The sequence below is a fragment of the Acinetobacter sp. RF15B genome, from assembly GCF_007558235.1.
In the GTDB taxonomy this organism is placed as follows: Bacteria; Pseudomonadota; Gammaproteobacteria; order Pseudomonadales; family Moraxellaceae; genus Acinetobacter; species Acinetobacter lwoffii_C.
The window spans coordinates 108,659-124,560 of the sequence record NZ_VLSR01000005.1 but is presented as its reverse complement, the minus strand read 5'-3'; the positions used below and the strand labels follow the sequence as shown (position 1 = coordinate 124,560).

Annotated in this window: 13 protein-coding genes; 1 reads left to right on the top strand and 12 read right to left on the bottom strand. The window is 46.7% G+C overall.

What is annotated here, in order from left to right; genetic code table 11:
• Positions 1-569 precede the first annotated feature (569 nt).
• From E2K74_RS05480 to E2K74_RS05445, 8 genes are read right to left on the bottom strand one after another with little or no spacing between them, the layout of a single operon-like run.
• On the bottom strand, positions 570-1,421 hold the full coding sequence (locus tag E2K74_RS05480; protein ID WP_151206676.1) for a hypothetical protein: 852 nt from the start codon (positions 1,419-1,421) through the stop codon (positions 570-572).
• Positions 1,422-1,427: 6 nt separating this feature from the next.
• Positions 1,428-2,513, bottom strand: coding sequence for a 3-dehydroquinate synthase (aroB, locus tag E2K74_RS05475; protein ID WP_151206675.1), 1,086 nt, complete (start codon positions 2,511-2,513; stop codon positions 1,428-1,430).
• Positions 2,514-2,539: 26 nt separating this feature from the next.
• Positions 2,540-3,076 (bottom strand): shikimate kinase AroK, encoded by a 537-nt coding sequence (gene aroK, locus E2K74_RS05470; RefSeq protein WP_151205184.1) that lies wholly within the window; start codon positions 3,074-3,076, stop codon positions 2,540-2,542.
• Positions 3,077-3,112: 36 nt separating this feature from the next.
• Positions 3,113-5,287: a type IV pilus secretin PilQ family protein gene (gene pilQ / locus E2K74_RS05465; protein WP_151206674.1), complete on the bottom strand. Its 2,175-nt coding sequence runs from the start codon at positions 5,285-5,287 to the stop codon at positions 3,113-3,115.
• Positions 5,288-5,303: 16 nt separating this feature from the next.
• On the bottom strand, positions 5,304-5,831 hold the full coding sequence (locus E2K74_RS05460) for a pilus assembly protein PilP (RefSeq protein WP_151206673.1): 528 nt from the start codon (positions 5,829-5,831) through the stop codon (positions 5,304-5,306).
• Positions 5,831-6,550 (bottom strand): type 4a pilus biogenesis protein PilO, encoded by a 720-nt coding sequence (locus E2K74_RS05455; protein ID WP_151205181.1) that lies wholly within the window; start codon positions 6,548-6,550, stop codon positions 5,831-5,833. The genes E2K74_RS05460 and E2K74_RS05455 overlap by 1 nt, the downstream gene beginning before the upstream one ends.
• On the bottom strand, positions 6,547-7,185 hold the full coding sequence (locus E2K74_RS05450) for a PilN domain-containing protein (protein WP_151205180.1): 639 nt from the start codon (positions 7,183-7,185) through the stop codon (positions 6,547-6,549). Before E2K74_RS05450 ends, E2K74_RS05455 begins: the two co-directional genes overlap by 4 nt.
• The gene (locus E2K74_RS05445; protein ID WP_151206672.1) at positions 7,185-8,243 is read right to left on the bottom strand and encodes a pilus assembly protein PilM; all 1,059 of its coding nucleotides are present in this window, start codon (positions 8,241-8,243) and stop codon (positions 7,185-7,187) included. Before E2K74_RS05445 ends, E2K74_RS05450 begins: the two co-directional genes overlap by 1 nt.
• Positions 8,244-8,409: 166 nt before the next feature.
• Here E2K74_RS05445 and ponA point away from each other — a divergent pair, with 166 nt between their 5' ends.
• Positions 8,410-10,953 (top strand): penicillin-binding protein PBP1a, encoded by a 2,544-nt coding sequence (gene ponA, locus E2K74_RS05440; RefSeq protein WP_151206671.1) that lies wholly within the window; start codon positions 8,410-8,412, stop codon positions 10,951-10,953.
• Between the two features lie 57 nt (positions 10,954-11,010).
• Here the strand turns inward: ponA and E2K74_RS05435 are convergent, their stop codons facing one another.
• From E2K74_RS05435 to E2K74_RS05420, 4 genes are read right to left on the bottom strand one after another with little or no spacing between them, the layout of a single operon-like run.
• Positions 11,011-11,820: a putative RNA methyltransferase gene (locus tag E2K74_RS05435; protein WP_151206670.1), complete on the bottom strand. Its 810-nt coding sequence runs from the start codon at positions 11,818-11,820 to the stop codon at positions 11,011-11,013.
• Positions 11,821-11,874: 54 nt separating this feature from the next.
• Positions 11,875-12,993, bottom strand: coding sequence for a phospho-N-acetylmuramoyl-pentapeptide-transferase (gene mraY / locus E2K74_RS05430; RefSeq protein WP_151206669.1), 1,119 nt, complete (start codon positions 12,991-12,993; stop codon positions 11,875-11,877).
• Positions 12,994-14,397, bottom strand: a complete 1,404-nt coding sequence (locus E2K74_RS05425; RefSeq protein WP_151206668.1) for a UDP-N-acetylmuramoyl-tripeptide--D-alanyl-D-alanine ligase — start codon at positions 14,395-14,397, stop codon at positions 12,994-12,996.
• Positions 14,398-14,405: 8 nt separating this feature from the next.
• The gene (locus tag E2K74_RS05420; protein WP_151206667.1) at positions 14,406-15,902 is read right to left on the bottom strand and encodes a UDP-N-acetylmuramoyl-L-alanyl-D-glutamate--2,6-diaminopimelate ligase; all 1,497 of its coding nucleotides are present in this window, start codon (positions 15,900-15,902) and stop codon (positions 14,406-14,408) included.

Genomic DNA, 15,902 nt, shown 5'->3' with positions numbered 1-15,902 from the left:
CTATGTGATGGCGTCCGGTCTGATCTGGAAAATAGCCTCTTTACAGCAATATTCAGGCTCTCTTATCTTTCCTCTACTCTCCTTTTTAAACCGAATATAAGAAAAATAAAATTCATTTTGCTGATACATGATATAAAAATGAGCCAGAAATATGACTATAGCACCCAGTTATTCAATGACCGTCATGCCAAAACAGGGAGATTCATTTCACTCACCCAGCAAGAAAGCAAATTGCATGCCAATTTTTGACATATAAATTAAAAATTTATTAAAAACAAATACTTATTAAATTTCTTCTATCCATAAAACAATGATGAGCCGATTCACATGTTTAAATAGATATTCTCTGTGGGAGGAGCAGCATGCACCGCAAGAGAATGAGGGTGGTATAAGCACCTCTCCCTCAACCTCTCCTGCAAGCAGGAAATGTCCCTGGTCTTGATCAAACAATGATTGATAAAAGCGCGCTAGAATGACTTATGAGAAAGAAGACAAAGCTATATATTTTTCGCACCAAAAATGTTCACTTTTGATTCTTGTCATCGCTTGGTGCGCTATTTTAGACCGGATTAGTTAAAGGGATCACGAATCTCGTTTTCCTGCGGTTGAGGACGTGGATTGGTTTCTGGGCGTGGCGCATTCTCGACGGCACTTTCTGATTTTTTCACATCGACCACCTTGCCAGATTCGTCACGGCGAACAACGGTTGTGCTGGTTGTTGCAGTACCAGAGCCAGCTGAAGTTTTCGGTGATGCATCATTTTTGGGTCGGATGGATTCCTCTACTCTCGGTAAAGGCACATTTTTCAGGCGAATCTCGTACAGCTTTTGATTGCTGTTCAGCTCTTCCGATCCCAGCCCATCCACCAGACCGGCATAACGCTGCAGCTGTACAACTTCAGGTTGCACCGACTTTGGTAGACTGAGGTTCAGGCTTGATAAGGCCTGGTTCGCTTCATTGGCTGTTTTATATAAACCATACAGCAATACAAACTGTTCAGGCTGATTCTCACCCGAAACACGCACATAAGTGAAAGGCTTACGGTCGCTCTGTTTCTTAAGAAAGCTTTTGAGAATGGCTTCCTGCCCTACCCGAAACAGTTCAATAACATACTGTTTTTTGTTTTCACTGATATATTTACTGCCACGAAACTCAGGTTCGTGGCTTGCTGTCACCACAATACGTGTATTTAGGTCTAAAGGTTTGACCTCATCTTGCAATGCACCAAGATGAGTCATAGAAGCCACCTTTTCGGGCTGAATCTGAACTTCTTCTTCAGATTTTGGCTGCTTTTGGATCTCTACCAGCTCCTCAGAATCAGTCATAGACCAAAAGATCAGCGCAGCAAGCAGGCAGCATACGCTACAGACCAGCCAGAAATAATGCTGAATCTTTTGCCAAGGGGTACCTAATGCTGCCATATCAATTTAAACCTGTGCCTGATTGGCTAAAATTGCCTGTTTCATTAACTCGACATCGAAGTCGCGGGTAATCACGGCATGTCCGAGCTGTTTCAATAATACCAGACGTAACTGGCCATTTAAGACTTTCTTATCATGGGCCATATAGGCCAGAAACTCATCCAGAGGAATTTTAGGACAAACGATTGGTAGTTTGGCACGAGAAATGATTTTTTTTGTACGCTCCAGATCTGCTGCTGAAATCCATCCCATGCGCTGTGACAGATCAGCCGCCATAACCATACCAGTTGCCACAGCCTCGCCATGCAGCCATTCACCATAGCCTAGATAAGATTCAATGGCATGACCAAAAGTATGACCAAGATTCAGGAGCGCACGCTCACCCTGCTCTTTCTCATCATTGGCCACAATACGTGCTTTATGTGCACATGACCGATAGACGGCTTCGGCCAGCAATACGGCATCACCAGCCACCAAGGCTTCCATATGCTGCTCAAGCCATACTAAAAATGACTCATCACCCAAGAGCGCATATTTAATCACTTCAGCCAGTCCGGCAGACAGTTCACGCGCCGGCAAGGTCTTCAGTTGAGACATATCCGCGAGTACCACCTGAGGCTGCTGGAAAGCACCAATCATATTTTTACCCAGCGGATGGTTGATCCCGGTTTTTCCACCCACACTAGAGTCTACCTGAGACAGCAAGGTGGTCGGTACCTGAACAAAATAGACCCCGCGCTGGAAACAGGCCGAAGCAAAACCGGCCATATCACCGATCACCCCCCCACCCAATGCCAGGACGGTACAATCGCGGTTAAATCCAGCTTCCAGCAAGGCATCAAAAATCAGGTTCAGGTGTTCAATGTTTTTGTATTTTTCACCATCAGGCAAAATACAGGTAGCCACCGTTTTACCTAGCTGTTCGAGGGCTGCCTGATAATGCTGAAGATAAAGTGGTGCAATCGTTGCATTGCTCACAATCATCACCTGTTTGCCATGAAGATAAGGCACAAGTAATTGCTGAGGATCGAGCTGACTGCCAATATAGATTGGATAACGACGATCACCGAGTTCTACGTATAAGGTTTGCATGATGGAACCACTTTATTCAACTAAACTTATTTTTTGGAAAGAATGAGATGTAAAATCCGCTGCGCCAGGTCGCGTGCAGCGCCTTGATTGGTCTCAATAATATAATCTGCCACTTCACGATATAACGGATCACGGACCGCCAGTAAATCACGTAGCTTCTGTTCCGGATTTTCGACCTGAAGGAGTGGGCGGTTTTTATCGCGATAGGTACGTTGTAGCTGAATTTCAACTGGAGTATAAAGATAAACAACGATTCCGCGCTGTTTCAGATAATTTCGATTTGGGGCTTGGGTAATTGCGCCACCACCGGTTGCAAGTACCAGTTGTGGCCTTGAGGTTAACTCATCAATGACCACAGTTTCACGACTTCGAAACCCTTGTTCACCCTCTTTTTCAAAGATCCAAGGAATCGTAGCACCTGTTTTCCGCTCAATTTCATGATCACTATCCAGAAATTCACGTCCTAACAATTCCGCCAGATGTCGTCCTACTGTTGTTTTACCGGCCCCCATCGGCCCTACCAAATAGATATTTGGCAGGGTTTCAAACTCTTTGCTTGGCAAGGAGTCACCTATTCATTTTGTTAAATTCAAAATATATTAATGATTTCTTGAAACACTGTCATTAACAATTCGAGGTGTAACAAAAATCAGCAGCTCGCGCTTGTTGTCCGATTTCAAATCTTTACGGAATAAACGCCCTAAATACGGAATATCTCCCAGGAATGGAACCTTGGTTTGTGCATTACGGGTTTCCTGCTCAAAAATACCGCCCAGTACTACTGTTTCTCCATCACCGACCAATACATTGGTATTGATCTGATTTTTGTTGATCGTTAACTGGCCTGTTGGCGTCGGGTTTCCTGGAGAGTCACTGGTGATATTCAGTTCCATTTGAACCTTACCATCTGGGGTAATACTTGGGGTTACATCCAGACTTAAGGTTGCATCAATAAACTCGGTAGTTGAAACCGCATTCGCACCGCCCCCTTCTGCAGACTGATAAGGAATCTGCGAACCGGACGTAACTATCGCTTTTTGCTTGTCTGCAGTCATGACTTTAGGCGTCGAGATAACTTCGCCATAACCGTCAGCCTGCAAGGCAGAAAGCTCAAGGTCAAGCATAAAGTCAGATAAACTGATTAGGCCAAAAGCAATCCGGCTGGCACCAGGGCTGGTGACTCCCAGGTCTACATTCAGGTTATCTGGTCGTTGAATATCATAAGTCCAGCGACCAGTTTCACTATCGAGTTCAGGTTCTCTAAGATCCCATATTGTAGTATCGCTCCCGCCCACCAGCAGGTGATTATTATTAGTAATCCCCTGTGACAGAATACCCCACTTCACGCCCATTTCTTTGGTAAAGTCAGTCGTGGCCCGTACGATGCGCGCCTCCACCATCACCTGCTTGACTTGTACATCCAGCAGATCAACCAGGTTACGAATTTTGTCAATAAAAGCCTGAGTATCATTGACAATTAAAGTATTGGTACGGGCATCAATAGAAACAGAACCACGTGAACTTAATAAACTTTCCTTATCATCATTATTGTTGCTCCCAGTTGAGCTGCCTGAATTGGATGACCCTTTATTTTGTGTAATCAGTTTTTCAATTTCTGCTGCTTTAGCATAACTGAGCTGCATATATTCCGTTTGAATCGGTGCCAGTTTTACGCTTTGCGCTAAGGCTTTGGCCTCTTCTTCCTCAGCTTTGATCAATTCAGTAACCGGTGCAATCCAGATGACATTGCCATTACGGCGCTTGTCCAGATTTTTGGTTTTCAGTACAATGTCCAGCGCCTGATCCCAAGGCACATCTTTCAAGCGCAAGGTAATATTTCCCTGCACACTATCAGCTGCGACCATATTGATATCGGTAAAATCAGCCAGCAGCTGGAGCACACGACGTACCTCAATATCCTGGAAATCAAGCGAGATTTTCTTGCCCGTATAAGTCATTTCTTTGGGACGTAGCGGACTTTTCGCTTCAGGGCGCTTCAGGCTGATCGTCAGCCGGTTATCTGTCTGATAGGCCATATATTCATAACTTTCACCTGACTGGATAGTAATAACACCACTGCCATTCTGGTTAACAGCATCTACTGTCGACACAGGCGTAGCGAAATCATTCACATTCAAGCGACGCGTTAAATGCGCAGGAATCTTGCTTCCAAGAGTGCGCACAATGACTTTAGTGCCCTGCTGCTGTACATCTACCGGGGTATTACTGCCGGCCAGATCAATCACCACCTGGCCTTCACCTTGGGAACCACGCTGGAAACTGATATTGCTAATGCCTTGAGCCACTTTCTGTTGTTCTATAACCGGCTGTACAGTTGCTAGCGAGCTGGCCGAATTAATTTTAAGAATAAAGGTATTACCTTCAGTGCGCGTGGTGAACGCCCCTGCTTTAGCCAGGTTCACTGTCAAGCGCGCACGCTCAGCATCCGAGCTGACATCCACGGAATTAGCTTCAGCTGTAGCGACCGGAATATGGGCCTGTTTAAGATTTTGCTGGGCCTGATCAAAATCCAGAATGAGCCGGGAAGGAGATTCCAACTGATACGCTTGTGGTTGCGGTGGCAAACCATTGAACATGACCCGAATTTCTGTACCTTGTCCAGGAATCTGCATTGCGACCACATTGGTCAAGGCCACCTGTGCGCTTGCTGCCTGCATGACCGCAATCGCTACAGCCCCCATTGAAAACTGACGAAACACATGAGTCATTGTATTAGCATCCCCAAAAATAAATTCTTTCATACTCTTATTCATTTTTATTCCTTAAAACTTATGGCGCTGGTCCGATCAGAACCAGACTTCGTGGTCGTTCCACATACCCCTCACGGCCATCTGGAATAATCTCAATCAAGTCAATCTGAGTGGGTGTAATATTAACCACTCGACCATGATTCAGCCCCATATAACTGCCCCGCTGTATCCGCTCAATTTCGCCGTCTGGAGTTTGCATCAGAGCCAGAATCTGTCCTGCCTGATTTCTCATTGTCCCTTTCATGCTCAAGGTTTCCAGCGGATAACTTTCCAATGGCTGTAATTGACGTGATAAATTTGGATAAACCCGCTTACCTGCCATAATTTTTAGTTCAGCTGCCAGTGAGCTTGGTAAAAAAGGGCTTTTCAGTGAATGGGCTGCATAATTAAACGTTTCTACAGGCAAAAAGTCTGGCGCAGGCTCAATCGGTAAAGGCGGCTGATTACGAATATTGGCCATTTCCTGATTGACCAGATCAATTCTGGATTCACAGCCTGCCAGTAAAAAACCAAGGGTCAAGGCCGATGTCATTTTAATGATATTCATTATTGAGCCCCCGTGGTACTGGCGTTATTCGTTGGGGATGAGGCATCATCACTATTCCCAACATAACGATAAGTCTTGGCTTTAACGATATAGTCAATCACAGGAATTTCAGATTTCTTTTCCTGGCTTTCAGTACCGCTAATAGTGAAATCATGCAGCGTTACAATCCGGGATAGACCGGCAATGCTGCTGACAAAAGAACCAAATGCGTGATAGTCCCCAGTGGCCTCAATAGCGATGGGCTGTTCAATAAAGAATTCTTGCTTAACTTCAGGCTCCAGACGAATATTTTTGAATTTTAAACCAGAGTTCACTCCACTCAGGTTAATATCTTCGACCAGCCCCGGAATTTCAGTTTCTTTAGGCAACTGTTCTAACTGCTGGTTAAAACGTGCTTCCATTTCCTGTAACTGAATCTGATACTGCTGCAAATTACGCAATTTAGATTCTTTTTCACGGAACTCATTGAGCAGGTTCTGTTCCTGTGCATTGGCCTGCGAAATCGATTCAATGGTGCTGCGAATCACAATAAAATACACCAGCATAAAAATCAGGACGATAATAAAAATCCAGCAGCTAATCTTGACCGATAAAGGCCAGCTACCGTAATTATTCGGGTCCAGGGTATTAAACTGCTGAAAGAACTTTTCAACCGTCATTTTTTTTCTAGGAACAGCCACTGTCTCTTGGCTGAACTCATCAAATTCTTGATTACTCATGATGATGCTCCCGCTGCAGGACTAACTGGCTGTTGTTCTTCGGTCAGGACAGGCTGATTAATCTGATCCAGATCAACCGTTACCGTAAAACTTCCATAGGATTCTTCCACACGTGGAATAACCGAACTAGGCGCTTTTTCTTTTGAGGCTTCTGCCACCAGAAATGCATTCATAAACGCATTCCGGTACCAGGAGGAAGCTTCCAGATTACGTAATAATTCTGCAACCGTATTTGGGCTTTCAGCTTTACCTTCAATGGTAAATTTATCGCCACTACGCTGAAATTTGGTAATGTACATATTGCTTGGAGTGACCCGTACAATCTCATCAATCAGATGTACCGCAATTGGGCGCTGGGTCTGTAAGCCCTGAATCAGCTTCATGCGTTCCACAATGGCATTACGCTGTTCTTGCAAGCCCTCCAGAGCCTTCAGCTGCACATCCAGATTTTGGTTCGTACTGACAATTAGCTGATTGGCCTGTTCCTGATCCTGCAGCTTATGGTCATAGTAAAACCAGGTCGATCCTGCTGCTGCTAACCCCAGAAAAAGTGCCCCCACACAAATTGCCACAAATTCATTATTTCTTTTAACTCTTAGCTCATCACGCCAAGGAAGTAGGTTAATTCTTGCCATTAATCAAAACTCCTCAATGCCAAACCGCATGCAATCATGAGTGAGGACGCATCATTTTCAATTTTTTTAATATCGATTTGAGGAGCAAAGCCCATTTGTAAAAATGGATTTGCGATGGTGACCCGGTAGCCTAGTTTCTGCTGTAACAATTTCGCCAGCCCCGGAATATTGGCATTCCCCCCTGCCAATAAAATATGATCAATTTCATTAAATTGTGAAGATGAAAAGAAGAACTGCAAGGAACGCGCAGCCTGTTGCACCACGGCATCCAGAAACGGCTCCAATACTTCGACATCATAATCATCCGGCAAGGCACGGTTTTTTTTGGCACGCCCGGCTTCCTCAAAAGACAGTCCGTAACGATTCTGGATTTCCTGAGTCAGCTGTTTGCCACCGAACACCTGTTCACGGGTATAAATGATTTTATTGTTTTGCATAACAGACAGGGTGGTCATGCTATGTCCGATATCCAGAATACCGACCGTATTGACCCCCATCGGCAAGGTGTCTGAAAATACCTTAAAGGCATTCTCCAGCGCAAAGCTTTCGACATCGGCAATCTTGGGAGTTACTCCAGCGATTTGCAGCACTTCAGAACGTGTTTCGACATTCTCGATTCGGGTCGCAACCAAGAGCACATTGACCCGGTTTGGGTTCGCGAGGCGATCCGGCAGGACTTCAAAATCCAGACTGGCCTCATCCAAAGGAAAGGGAATATATTGTTCAGCGTCTTCACGAATCTGAATTTCCCGTTCCTCATCAGACATATCAGCGTCCATTTCAATAGTTTTGGTAATCACCATTGAAGTTGGAATGGCAAAAGCGGCTTGATTAGATTGGAGACTGGCTAGATTAATCGCACGTGCCAGAGCATCTCCCACAGCTTCTGGATTTAAAATATTTTTTTCAACCACACTGCTTTCTGGTAAAGGAACCAGTGCATAGCTTTCTACCCAATAACGGCCACTTTTTACAGATAACTCTAACAACTTTACAGAAGTCGAACTAATATCAACCCCCATTAACCCCTTATTTGGCTTACGATATAATCTGCGCACCATCATTTTCCTATTATTTTTTTATCCCCAATAAAAATACAGCTTACCAACTGAGTACGCCTATAATTTTATATAGATACAATAACTCATCTAACAATATGCATATCTAAAGGATATACTGATCGCTCATTAGTTTGCCATTAGCTCTTATTAAAACTTACTTGTTATGAAAAAGCTATCTTGTTCAGGCCTTGTTCATCCATTTTTTTTGATCATTATTATTATAGCGATCTCAGTTCCGATGGGTTTCTATGGCATGTATCTCTATATTGCCCCATCTTTGCCTGAAATGTCCACACTGCAAAAGGCCCCCCTATTAAAGCCCCTGCAAGTTTTTAGTGCGGATAATGAGCTAATTGCCGAGTATGGCGGCAAACTTTCGGTTCCCGTGAAATATGAACAAATTCCACCTGAGTTTATTCATGCCTTTCTGGCGGCCGAAGATTCCAGCTTTTTTGAGCATAGCGGCATCAGTTTTAAAGGCCTGGGACGGGCACTCAGTGAAAGTGTAACGGGTTCCGATGTACAGACGGGCGGTTCCACCATCACCATGCAGGTTGCAAAGAATTATTATTTAAGTCCCGAACGTACTTTAAAGCGTAAGCTGACTGAAATTTTTCTGGCACGAAAAATTGAACAGAACCTGAAAAAAGAAGAAATTTTGACGTTATATGTCAATAAAATTTTCCTGGGTAAAAATGCTTATGGCATCGCGGCAGCTGCCAAAATTTACTATAACAAAAGTCTGGAAGAGCTTTCGACTGCCCAAATGGCAATGATTGCAGGTTTACCCAAAGCCCCTTCCCGTTATAACCCGGTCGCCAATCCCAAACGTGCTTTAGAGCGCCGCAACTGGATTTTGGGACGTATGCTGCAATTGGGTTATCTCAACCAGACGCAATACCAAGAGGCTATTGCCGAGCCAGTTAACCTGGATATGCCGGATCGCAGTACCCGTAACAAATTTCCCTATGTGGGCGAAATGGTCCGGGCAGAACTGGTCAGAAACCTGGGAGAGCAGGCTGTAGATTCCGGCTATAAAGTCTATACCACCATTCATAGTCAACGGCAGGCCTATGCCGAACAAGCTGTGCAAAATGGTTTGGAGGCGTATGATCGCCGTCATGGCTGGCGTGGGGCAGAAGCCCATAATCAGCCACTGAGCAATTTCCGTGCCTATGCCAATACTTTTCCTGCTCAGGTCACTCAGGTGCATAAGAATAGCTTTGAAGCTCTGATGCAGGATGGTACGACTGTGACTGTTCCTTGGTCAGGCATGTCTTGGGCGCGTCCCTATCGTAACGTCAACAGCGTGGGGGCTGCACCGAACCGAGCATCACAAGTTGTTCAAGTTAAAGATATTGTCCGTTTAAGACCTAATCAGGATAAAAGCTCCTGGTCACTGGTGCAAATTCCGCAAGCACAGGGTCAGCTGATTGCAATCAACCCGAATAATGGTGCGATTGAAGCGGTGGTAGGCGGCTATAATTTTTATCAGTCCAAATTTAACCGGGCCATTCAAGGCTGGCGGCAACCTGGTTCGATCATTAAGCCCTTCGTTTATGCACTGGCTTTAGAACGTGGCATGACCCCACATACCATGGTGAATGATGCGCCAATCACTATTGGTAAATGGAGTCCACGTAACTCGGATGGCCGTTACCTAGGTATGATTCCATTACGCCGTGCACTTTATCTATCCCGTAATACCGTTTCGGTACGCCTGCTACAGTCAGTCGGTATTGAACGCACCCGGCAGCTGTTTATGGATTTTGGTCTGCAAGATAGCCAGATTCCGCGTAACTATACTATTGCACTCGGTACACCACAGGTTTTACCCATCCAGATGGCCACAGGCTATGCAACTTTTGCCAATGGCGGTTATCGCATTCAGCCCCATTTTATTACCCGTATTGAAGATGCGCATGGCAATACCATTTTTATGGCCAAACCTGAATATGCCTGCATTTCATGTCTTAATACCAAAGCAGACGCTCCTGCTTCGGCTGAAGTGATCAGGCCTGATGATGAAGCTATTGAGCTGAATAATGCAGCACTGGAAAAGAAAACTGTGGCACCACAGATTTCAGCTGAAGCCAGCAACTATCGTCAGGCACAGCGTATTTTAAAATCCAGCTCGGCCTATGACATGGCCAATATTCTGCGTGATGTCATTCAGCATGGTACCGGACGCGCTGCCCTAAGAATTGGGCGTGGTGATATTGGCGGGAAAACTGGAACCACCAATGACGCCAAAGATGCCTGGTTCGCAGGTTTCAATGGCAAACTGGTTACAGTAACCTGGGTGGGCTTTGACCAGCCGACCACTTTAGGTCGTCGTGAATATGGAGGAGTCGCTGCCCTGCCAATCTGGACTGACTTCATGGGCAATGCTTTAAAAGGCGAGCCAGAGGCTTGGGTACGCCTGGACCGAAATGCCAAAGCTCCTCTAAACCGCTCTAAGGAAGTGCCAGAAGCCGAACAACGGGATCCTTCATCTCCGCCACTGGCAACTCCACTGTACCGCCCTGCCCCAGTGGTGGTACCGAAGCGTGCAGAGAGTGATTTTGACGATCTGCCGGGAGAGAAAATTACTCTTCCAGCCGAAGAGCCGGCGCCAGCACCTGTGACTCCACCGACGTCACAGGAACAGCCCTTACAACCCAAACGTGCTGATGCGCTCGACAACCTGATCCAACAAGTACAGTAAATTTTACAGCCCGCATCAAAAAAGCCCTCCAGTGAGGGCTTTTTGTTGCGTGATTTTTTAAAGTGATTTCTTTTGAAACAGATAAATCTGATAGTGAGCTTGTAACTCAAACTGCTCCTGCTGCTCAAGTGCCTGACGGCGTTCCGCTTTGGCCTTATAGGCATAGGGGGTCATGGCTATCAGATGTTTAAGATCAGCCTGTGACAGCGTCATAGGGGCTTCTACTAGCTGTTCACTGAGCAGATCAAAGCCATCTTTGAGCTGCTCGACAAACTTTTGTGGTTCATGCGGCTTCACCTCTTCAAATAGGGCTTCACGCAGAGCATATAAGTGCTGTGGTGCTGGGGTCACCACCATCAAATATGACTTCGGTTTCAGAACCCGCAGAATCTCCTGTTGTGGAATCGGGCTGAATAAGCTGGTACACAAATCAATCGACTCATCCAGTACCGGCAAGGTTGCCCCGGTCCCCACCACCCAGGTCACTTCTTTATTTAGCTTGGCGGCCACCTGAATGGCATTCTTGGCAATATCGACACCGACACATTGCATTACTTCAGCCTGCATGGCATCAGTGTAATAGCCTTCACCACAGCCGATATCCAGCAGGTTTTCAATCCGCAGCTCACGGATTTTTCTGACGACCGCCTGCTGTAAGGGGGCGTAATGACCTGCACTTAAAAAAGCCCGGCGTGCCTGCACCGATTCTGGTGTATCGCCCGGATTTTTACTGTGTTTATGCTGTACCACATGCAGATTCACATAACCCTGCTTGGCCACATCATAACTATGCTGATTCTCACAGCGCCAGCTACGCGCATTTAAGCTAAGCTGCTCACGACAGACTGGGCACATGAGTAGATTCATCATTTTCTCCAAAACAAAAAAGCCGGCATGCGCCGACTTTTTCCAATGCATTACTTAACGCAATTTTAAGGTCATTAAGCCCAAAACTACCAGCATAATTGTAATAATCCAGAAACGAATTACCACCTGAGTTTCACGCCAGCCTTTTTTCTCATAATGGTGATGTAGCGGTGCCATCAGGAAGACACGTTTATTACGCATTCTTAATGAACCGATTTGCAGGAAAACTGAAATGGCTTCGACGACAAATACACCGGCCATAATGGCAAATACAATTTCCTGACGCACCATTACGGCGATCGTACCCAGCATCGCGCCTAAGGATAAAGCGCCGACATCACCCATGAATACTTGCGCCGGGTGGGCGTTATACCACAGGAAAGCCAGACCGGCACCAATCATGGCAGCGCAGATGATCACCAGCTCAGACGAATATTTTACGTAGGGAATATGCAAGTAGTTAGCAAAACGCACATCTCCCGCCAGATAGGCAAACACCCCCAGACCAGCCGCCACCAGAACCACTGGCATAATCGCCAGACCATCCAGTCCATCGGTGAGGTTAACGGCGTTCGAGGCTCCATTAATCACAAAATAGGTGAAAATAATAAAGCCAATCCCCAGTGGAATCACTGATAAAGGAATACTCAAATCTTTAAAGAAGGGAATCAGCAAATCCAGCATATTCGCAGTATGTACCGGATTGGTCTGCTGCTGCGCGATTACATACAGTGCAATCCCGGCTCCAAGTGAACCGACCGACGTCCAGAAAAATTTCTTACGGGCAGGCAAACCGGCATTATCTTTATAACGGATTTTAATCCAGTCATCGGCCCAGCCAACTGCACCAAAAATCACCATCACCGCCAGGACAATCCACACATACGGGTTGGAAAGGTCCGCCCAGAGCAAGGTGGAAATCCCGATCGATAACAGGATCAATATCCCGCCCATGGTCGGAGTGCCCATTTTCTTGGCATGGTTTTCCGGTGCGAACGAGCTGACCGCCTGACCATATTTCAGGGCTTGCAGCTTGCGGATCATGATAGGACCCAGAACCAGACCAATCATCAATGCCGTCAGGACACTTAACAAGGCACGTAAAGTTAAATAACGTACCACCTGAAACGAGCTGTCAATGCCCGCCAATTGTTCAAATAGCCATAACAGCATTTAGAGTTTCTCCATCAATGCAGCCATTAGGGTTTCCATATGGGTATAACGTGACCCCTTAAACAGGAAAGACATCGGCTGAGGTTGATGTGTTTCAATCAAATGAATTAAAAATGGCAATGCCTGCTCCTGATTTAAAAAAGCCTGCATTTTTTTACCATATTGCGTACTACGTGCCCCTTCCTGTGCCGCAGGTGCAAACTCACCCACTGCCACAACAAAGTTTAAGCCTTTCACAGACACCAGATCACGGCCCAGTTTATAATGTTCCATTGCTGCAGCTGAACCCAGCTCACCAATATCTCCCGTCACCATGACCCGGATGCCCGGTTGCTGCGCCAGCACTTCTGCAGCTGCGCGCATAGAGGTCGGATTGGCATTATAGGTATCATCAATAAATAAAAAATCTTTGTGCTGAATAAAATTCAGACGACCTTTAGCTCCCACAGCCTGTTCCAGACCTGCCACAATATCCTCCAGGCTGATCCCGATTGCTAGCGCAAAGGTAGCGGCAGCTGTAGCATTTTCAATATTGTGCTCACCTGCAAATGGCAGATTAACCACTTTTGCACCTTGTGGTGTATTCAGGACAAAACGGGCCGACTGGGACTGTAACTCGATTTCGCTGGCATAGACCTCGCCACCCGCACCGAAACTCAAGACCTGCTTGGTACTCACGGCCTGACGGATTGTCTCGGCATAATCATCAGCTGCCGGCACAATCGAAGTTTCAGAAATATGCGCATAAATTTCCGACTTGGCCTGGCAAATGCCATCGCGCCCGCCAAATTCACCCAGGTGAGCCGTGCCGATATTGATAATTCCGGCAACATGGGGCTGCACCAGATTGGCGGTGTAATCAATTTCCCCGCGATGACTGGCACCCAGCTCCATCACAGCATACTGGTGCTCGGCACGCAGTTCCAGCAGCATCATCGGTACACCCAAATCATTGTTCAGGTTGCCTCGGGTCACCAAGGTAGGTGCCAGACGTGAAAGAATACTGCCCAGCATTTCCTTGGTGGTGGTTTTCCCACTACTCCCCGTCAAGGCAATCACTTTAAGCTGTGAATGCTGCTGACGGCGGTACGCACCCAGATGTCCAAGTGCCAGGCGGGTATCTTCTACCACCAGTTGACAAATATCGGCATCTACCGGAGAGCTGACAATTGCCAGCTGACAGCCCTGGTCAGCGACCTGTGCCACAAAATCGTGCGCATCAAAACGCTCACCCTTGAGTGCCAAAAACGCATCGCCAGTTTCCGCATGACGTGAATCGGTTAAAATTCGCTTGATCTGATCGTCAGGCTTTTTATCATTCAGCCAATAGCCTTGGGTGGCCTGCTGTAATTGTTCTATACTCCACGGCTCTAGCGCCGCGGTCGTTGTGGTTGAGGTATGCATGTAAAATCCTAATGCGCGGGAAATGCTGAATCTGTCGTATGATGCCGGGCATCAATTGCTGCCTGAACTTCGACCACATCATCAAACCAGTGACGAACTCCATCAATTTCCTGATAGTTTTCATGGCCTTTTCCGGCAATCACCACAATGTCACCTGCTTGTGCATGCTTCACGGTGTATTTGATGGCTTCCCGGCGGTCCTGAATTTCATGATAGGTCTTGCCTGAAAAATCAATGCCTTGTTTCATGTCGGCAAAAATCTGTGCCGGATCTTCGCTACGCGGATTATCCGAGGTCAATACGGCGATATCGGCGCCCTCCAGCGCAGCCTGAGTCATCAGCGGGCGTTTACCACGGTCGCGGTCTCCCCCACAGCCAAAAGCTGCCCATAACCTTTTCGACGCATGGCGCTTCAGTGTAACCAGCACCTGAGTCAGGGCATCTGGAGTATGTGCATAATCCACGACAAACAGGCGTTCACCATCACGAATCACCTGCATACGTCCTGGTGCACCTTGCAGTTCAGGCACTGTCGCGATTAAGTCGGCCAGTGCAAAACCGGCCTGCTCTGCCATGATCAGGCTGGCCACCAGGTTTTCAATATTAAAGTGTCCCAGCAACGGGCTACGAATGCTAAAACTGCCTTGTGCAGTCAGTAGTTTGAATGCAGCTCCGGAAATACTGTAGCGGATATCCTGCACCTGATAGTCTGCTGGCTGAGACAATGAATAAGTTAATATTTTAGGCTGGCTTGGATTATTTTTTGCAGCATTCAGCATCACATCGGCAAAATCATCATCCAGATTGATAATGGCAACTTTCAGAGCGGCAAACTTGAAGAGCGCAGACTTGGCTTCGGCATATGCCTGCAAAGTCCCATGATAGTCCAGATGATCCCGGCTCAAATTGCTATATGCCGCGATTTCAATCTCACAACCATTCAAGCGACCTTGTTCCAGACCATGCGAACTGGCTTCAATCGAAGCAAATTCTGCGCCCTGTTTTGCATAGCCATGCAAGGCATGTTGCAACTGTAAGGCATCCAGTGTGGTATGCGAGGAGGCTTCCAGATTTGGCAGAATTCCGTTTCCGGTTGTACCCATCACCGCACAGGGCTTGCTTTGTAGCATCAGCAACTCTGCCACCAGACGGGAAATCGTCGTCTTGCCATTGGTTCCGGTTACCGCCAGAATCCGTACTGGTTTAACTGGCTGAGCCGCCTGTAAATACTGCTTTTGCCACTGTCCCATCAGATAGCGTACCTCTGGCACGACCAGTGCAGGTGACAGCCCCAGATCAGTTTCCGAAATAACAGCCAGTGCTCCCTGTTGCAAGGCTTGGTGAGCAAATTGTGCCGTTTTTTCTGGCTGGGACAAGCTGGTCAGGGCAATAAAAATTTGTCCCGGTTGAACTTTACGGCTATCCAGCTCAAACCCCTGAAAGGACTGTAACATCCAATCGGCGGCTTCAGGCCCGGTGTAGATATCTTGGAATGTAATAGACAT

Excerpts from the sequence above, each read along its gene's own strand:
- E2K74_RS05480 (WP_151206676.1), bottom strand. The coding sequence starts at position 1,421 with ATGGCAGCATTAGGTACCCCTTGGCAAAAGATTCAGCATTATTTCTGG.
- aroB (WP_151206675.1), bottom strand. The coding sequence starts at position 2,513 with ATGCAAACCTTATACGTAGAACTCGGTGATCGTCGTTATCCAATCTAT.
- pilQ (WP_151206674.1), bottom strand. The coding sequence starts at position 5,287 with ATGAATAAGAGTATGAAAGAATTTATTTTTGGGGATGCTAATACAATG.
- E2K74_RS05460 (WP_151206673.1), bottom strand. The coding sequence starts at position 5,831 with ATGAATATCATTAAAATGACATCGGCCTTGACCCTTGGTTTTTTACTG.
- E2K74_RS05455 (WP_151205181.1), bottom strand. The coding sequence starts at position 6,550 with ATGAGTAATCAAGAATTTGATGAGTTCAGCCAAGAGACAGTGGCTGTT.
- E2K74_RS05450 (WP_151205180.1), bottom strand. The coding sequence starts at position 7,185 with ATGGCAAGAATTAACCTACTTCCTTGGCGTGATGAGCTAAGAGTTAAA.
- ponA (WP_151206671.1), top strand. The coding sequence starts at position 8,410 with ATGAAAAAGCTATCTTGTTCAGGCCTTGTTCATCCATTTTTTTTGATC.
- E2K74_RS05435 (WP_151206670.1), bottom strand. The coding sequence starts at position 11,820 with ATGAATCTACTCATGTGCCCAGTCTGTCGTGAGCAGCTTAGCTTAAAT.
- mraY (WP_151206669.1), bottom strand. The coding sequence starts at position 12,993 with ATGCTGTTATGGCTATTTGAACAATTGGCGGGCATTGACAGCTCGTTT.
- E2K74_RS05425 (WP_151206668.1), bottom strand. The coding sequence starts at position 14,397 with ATGCATACCTCAACCACAACGACCGCGGCGCTAGAGCCGTGGAGTATA.
- E2K74_RS05420 (WP_151206667.1), bottom strand. The coding sequence starts at position 15,902 with ATGTCTATTACATTCCAAGATATCTACACCGGGCCTGAAGCCGCCGAT.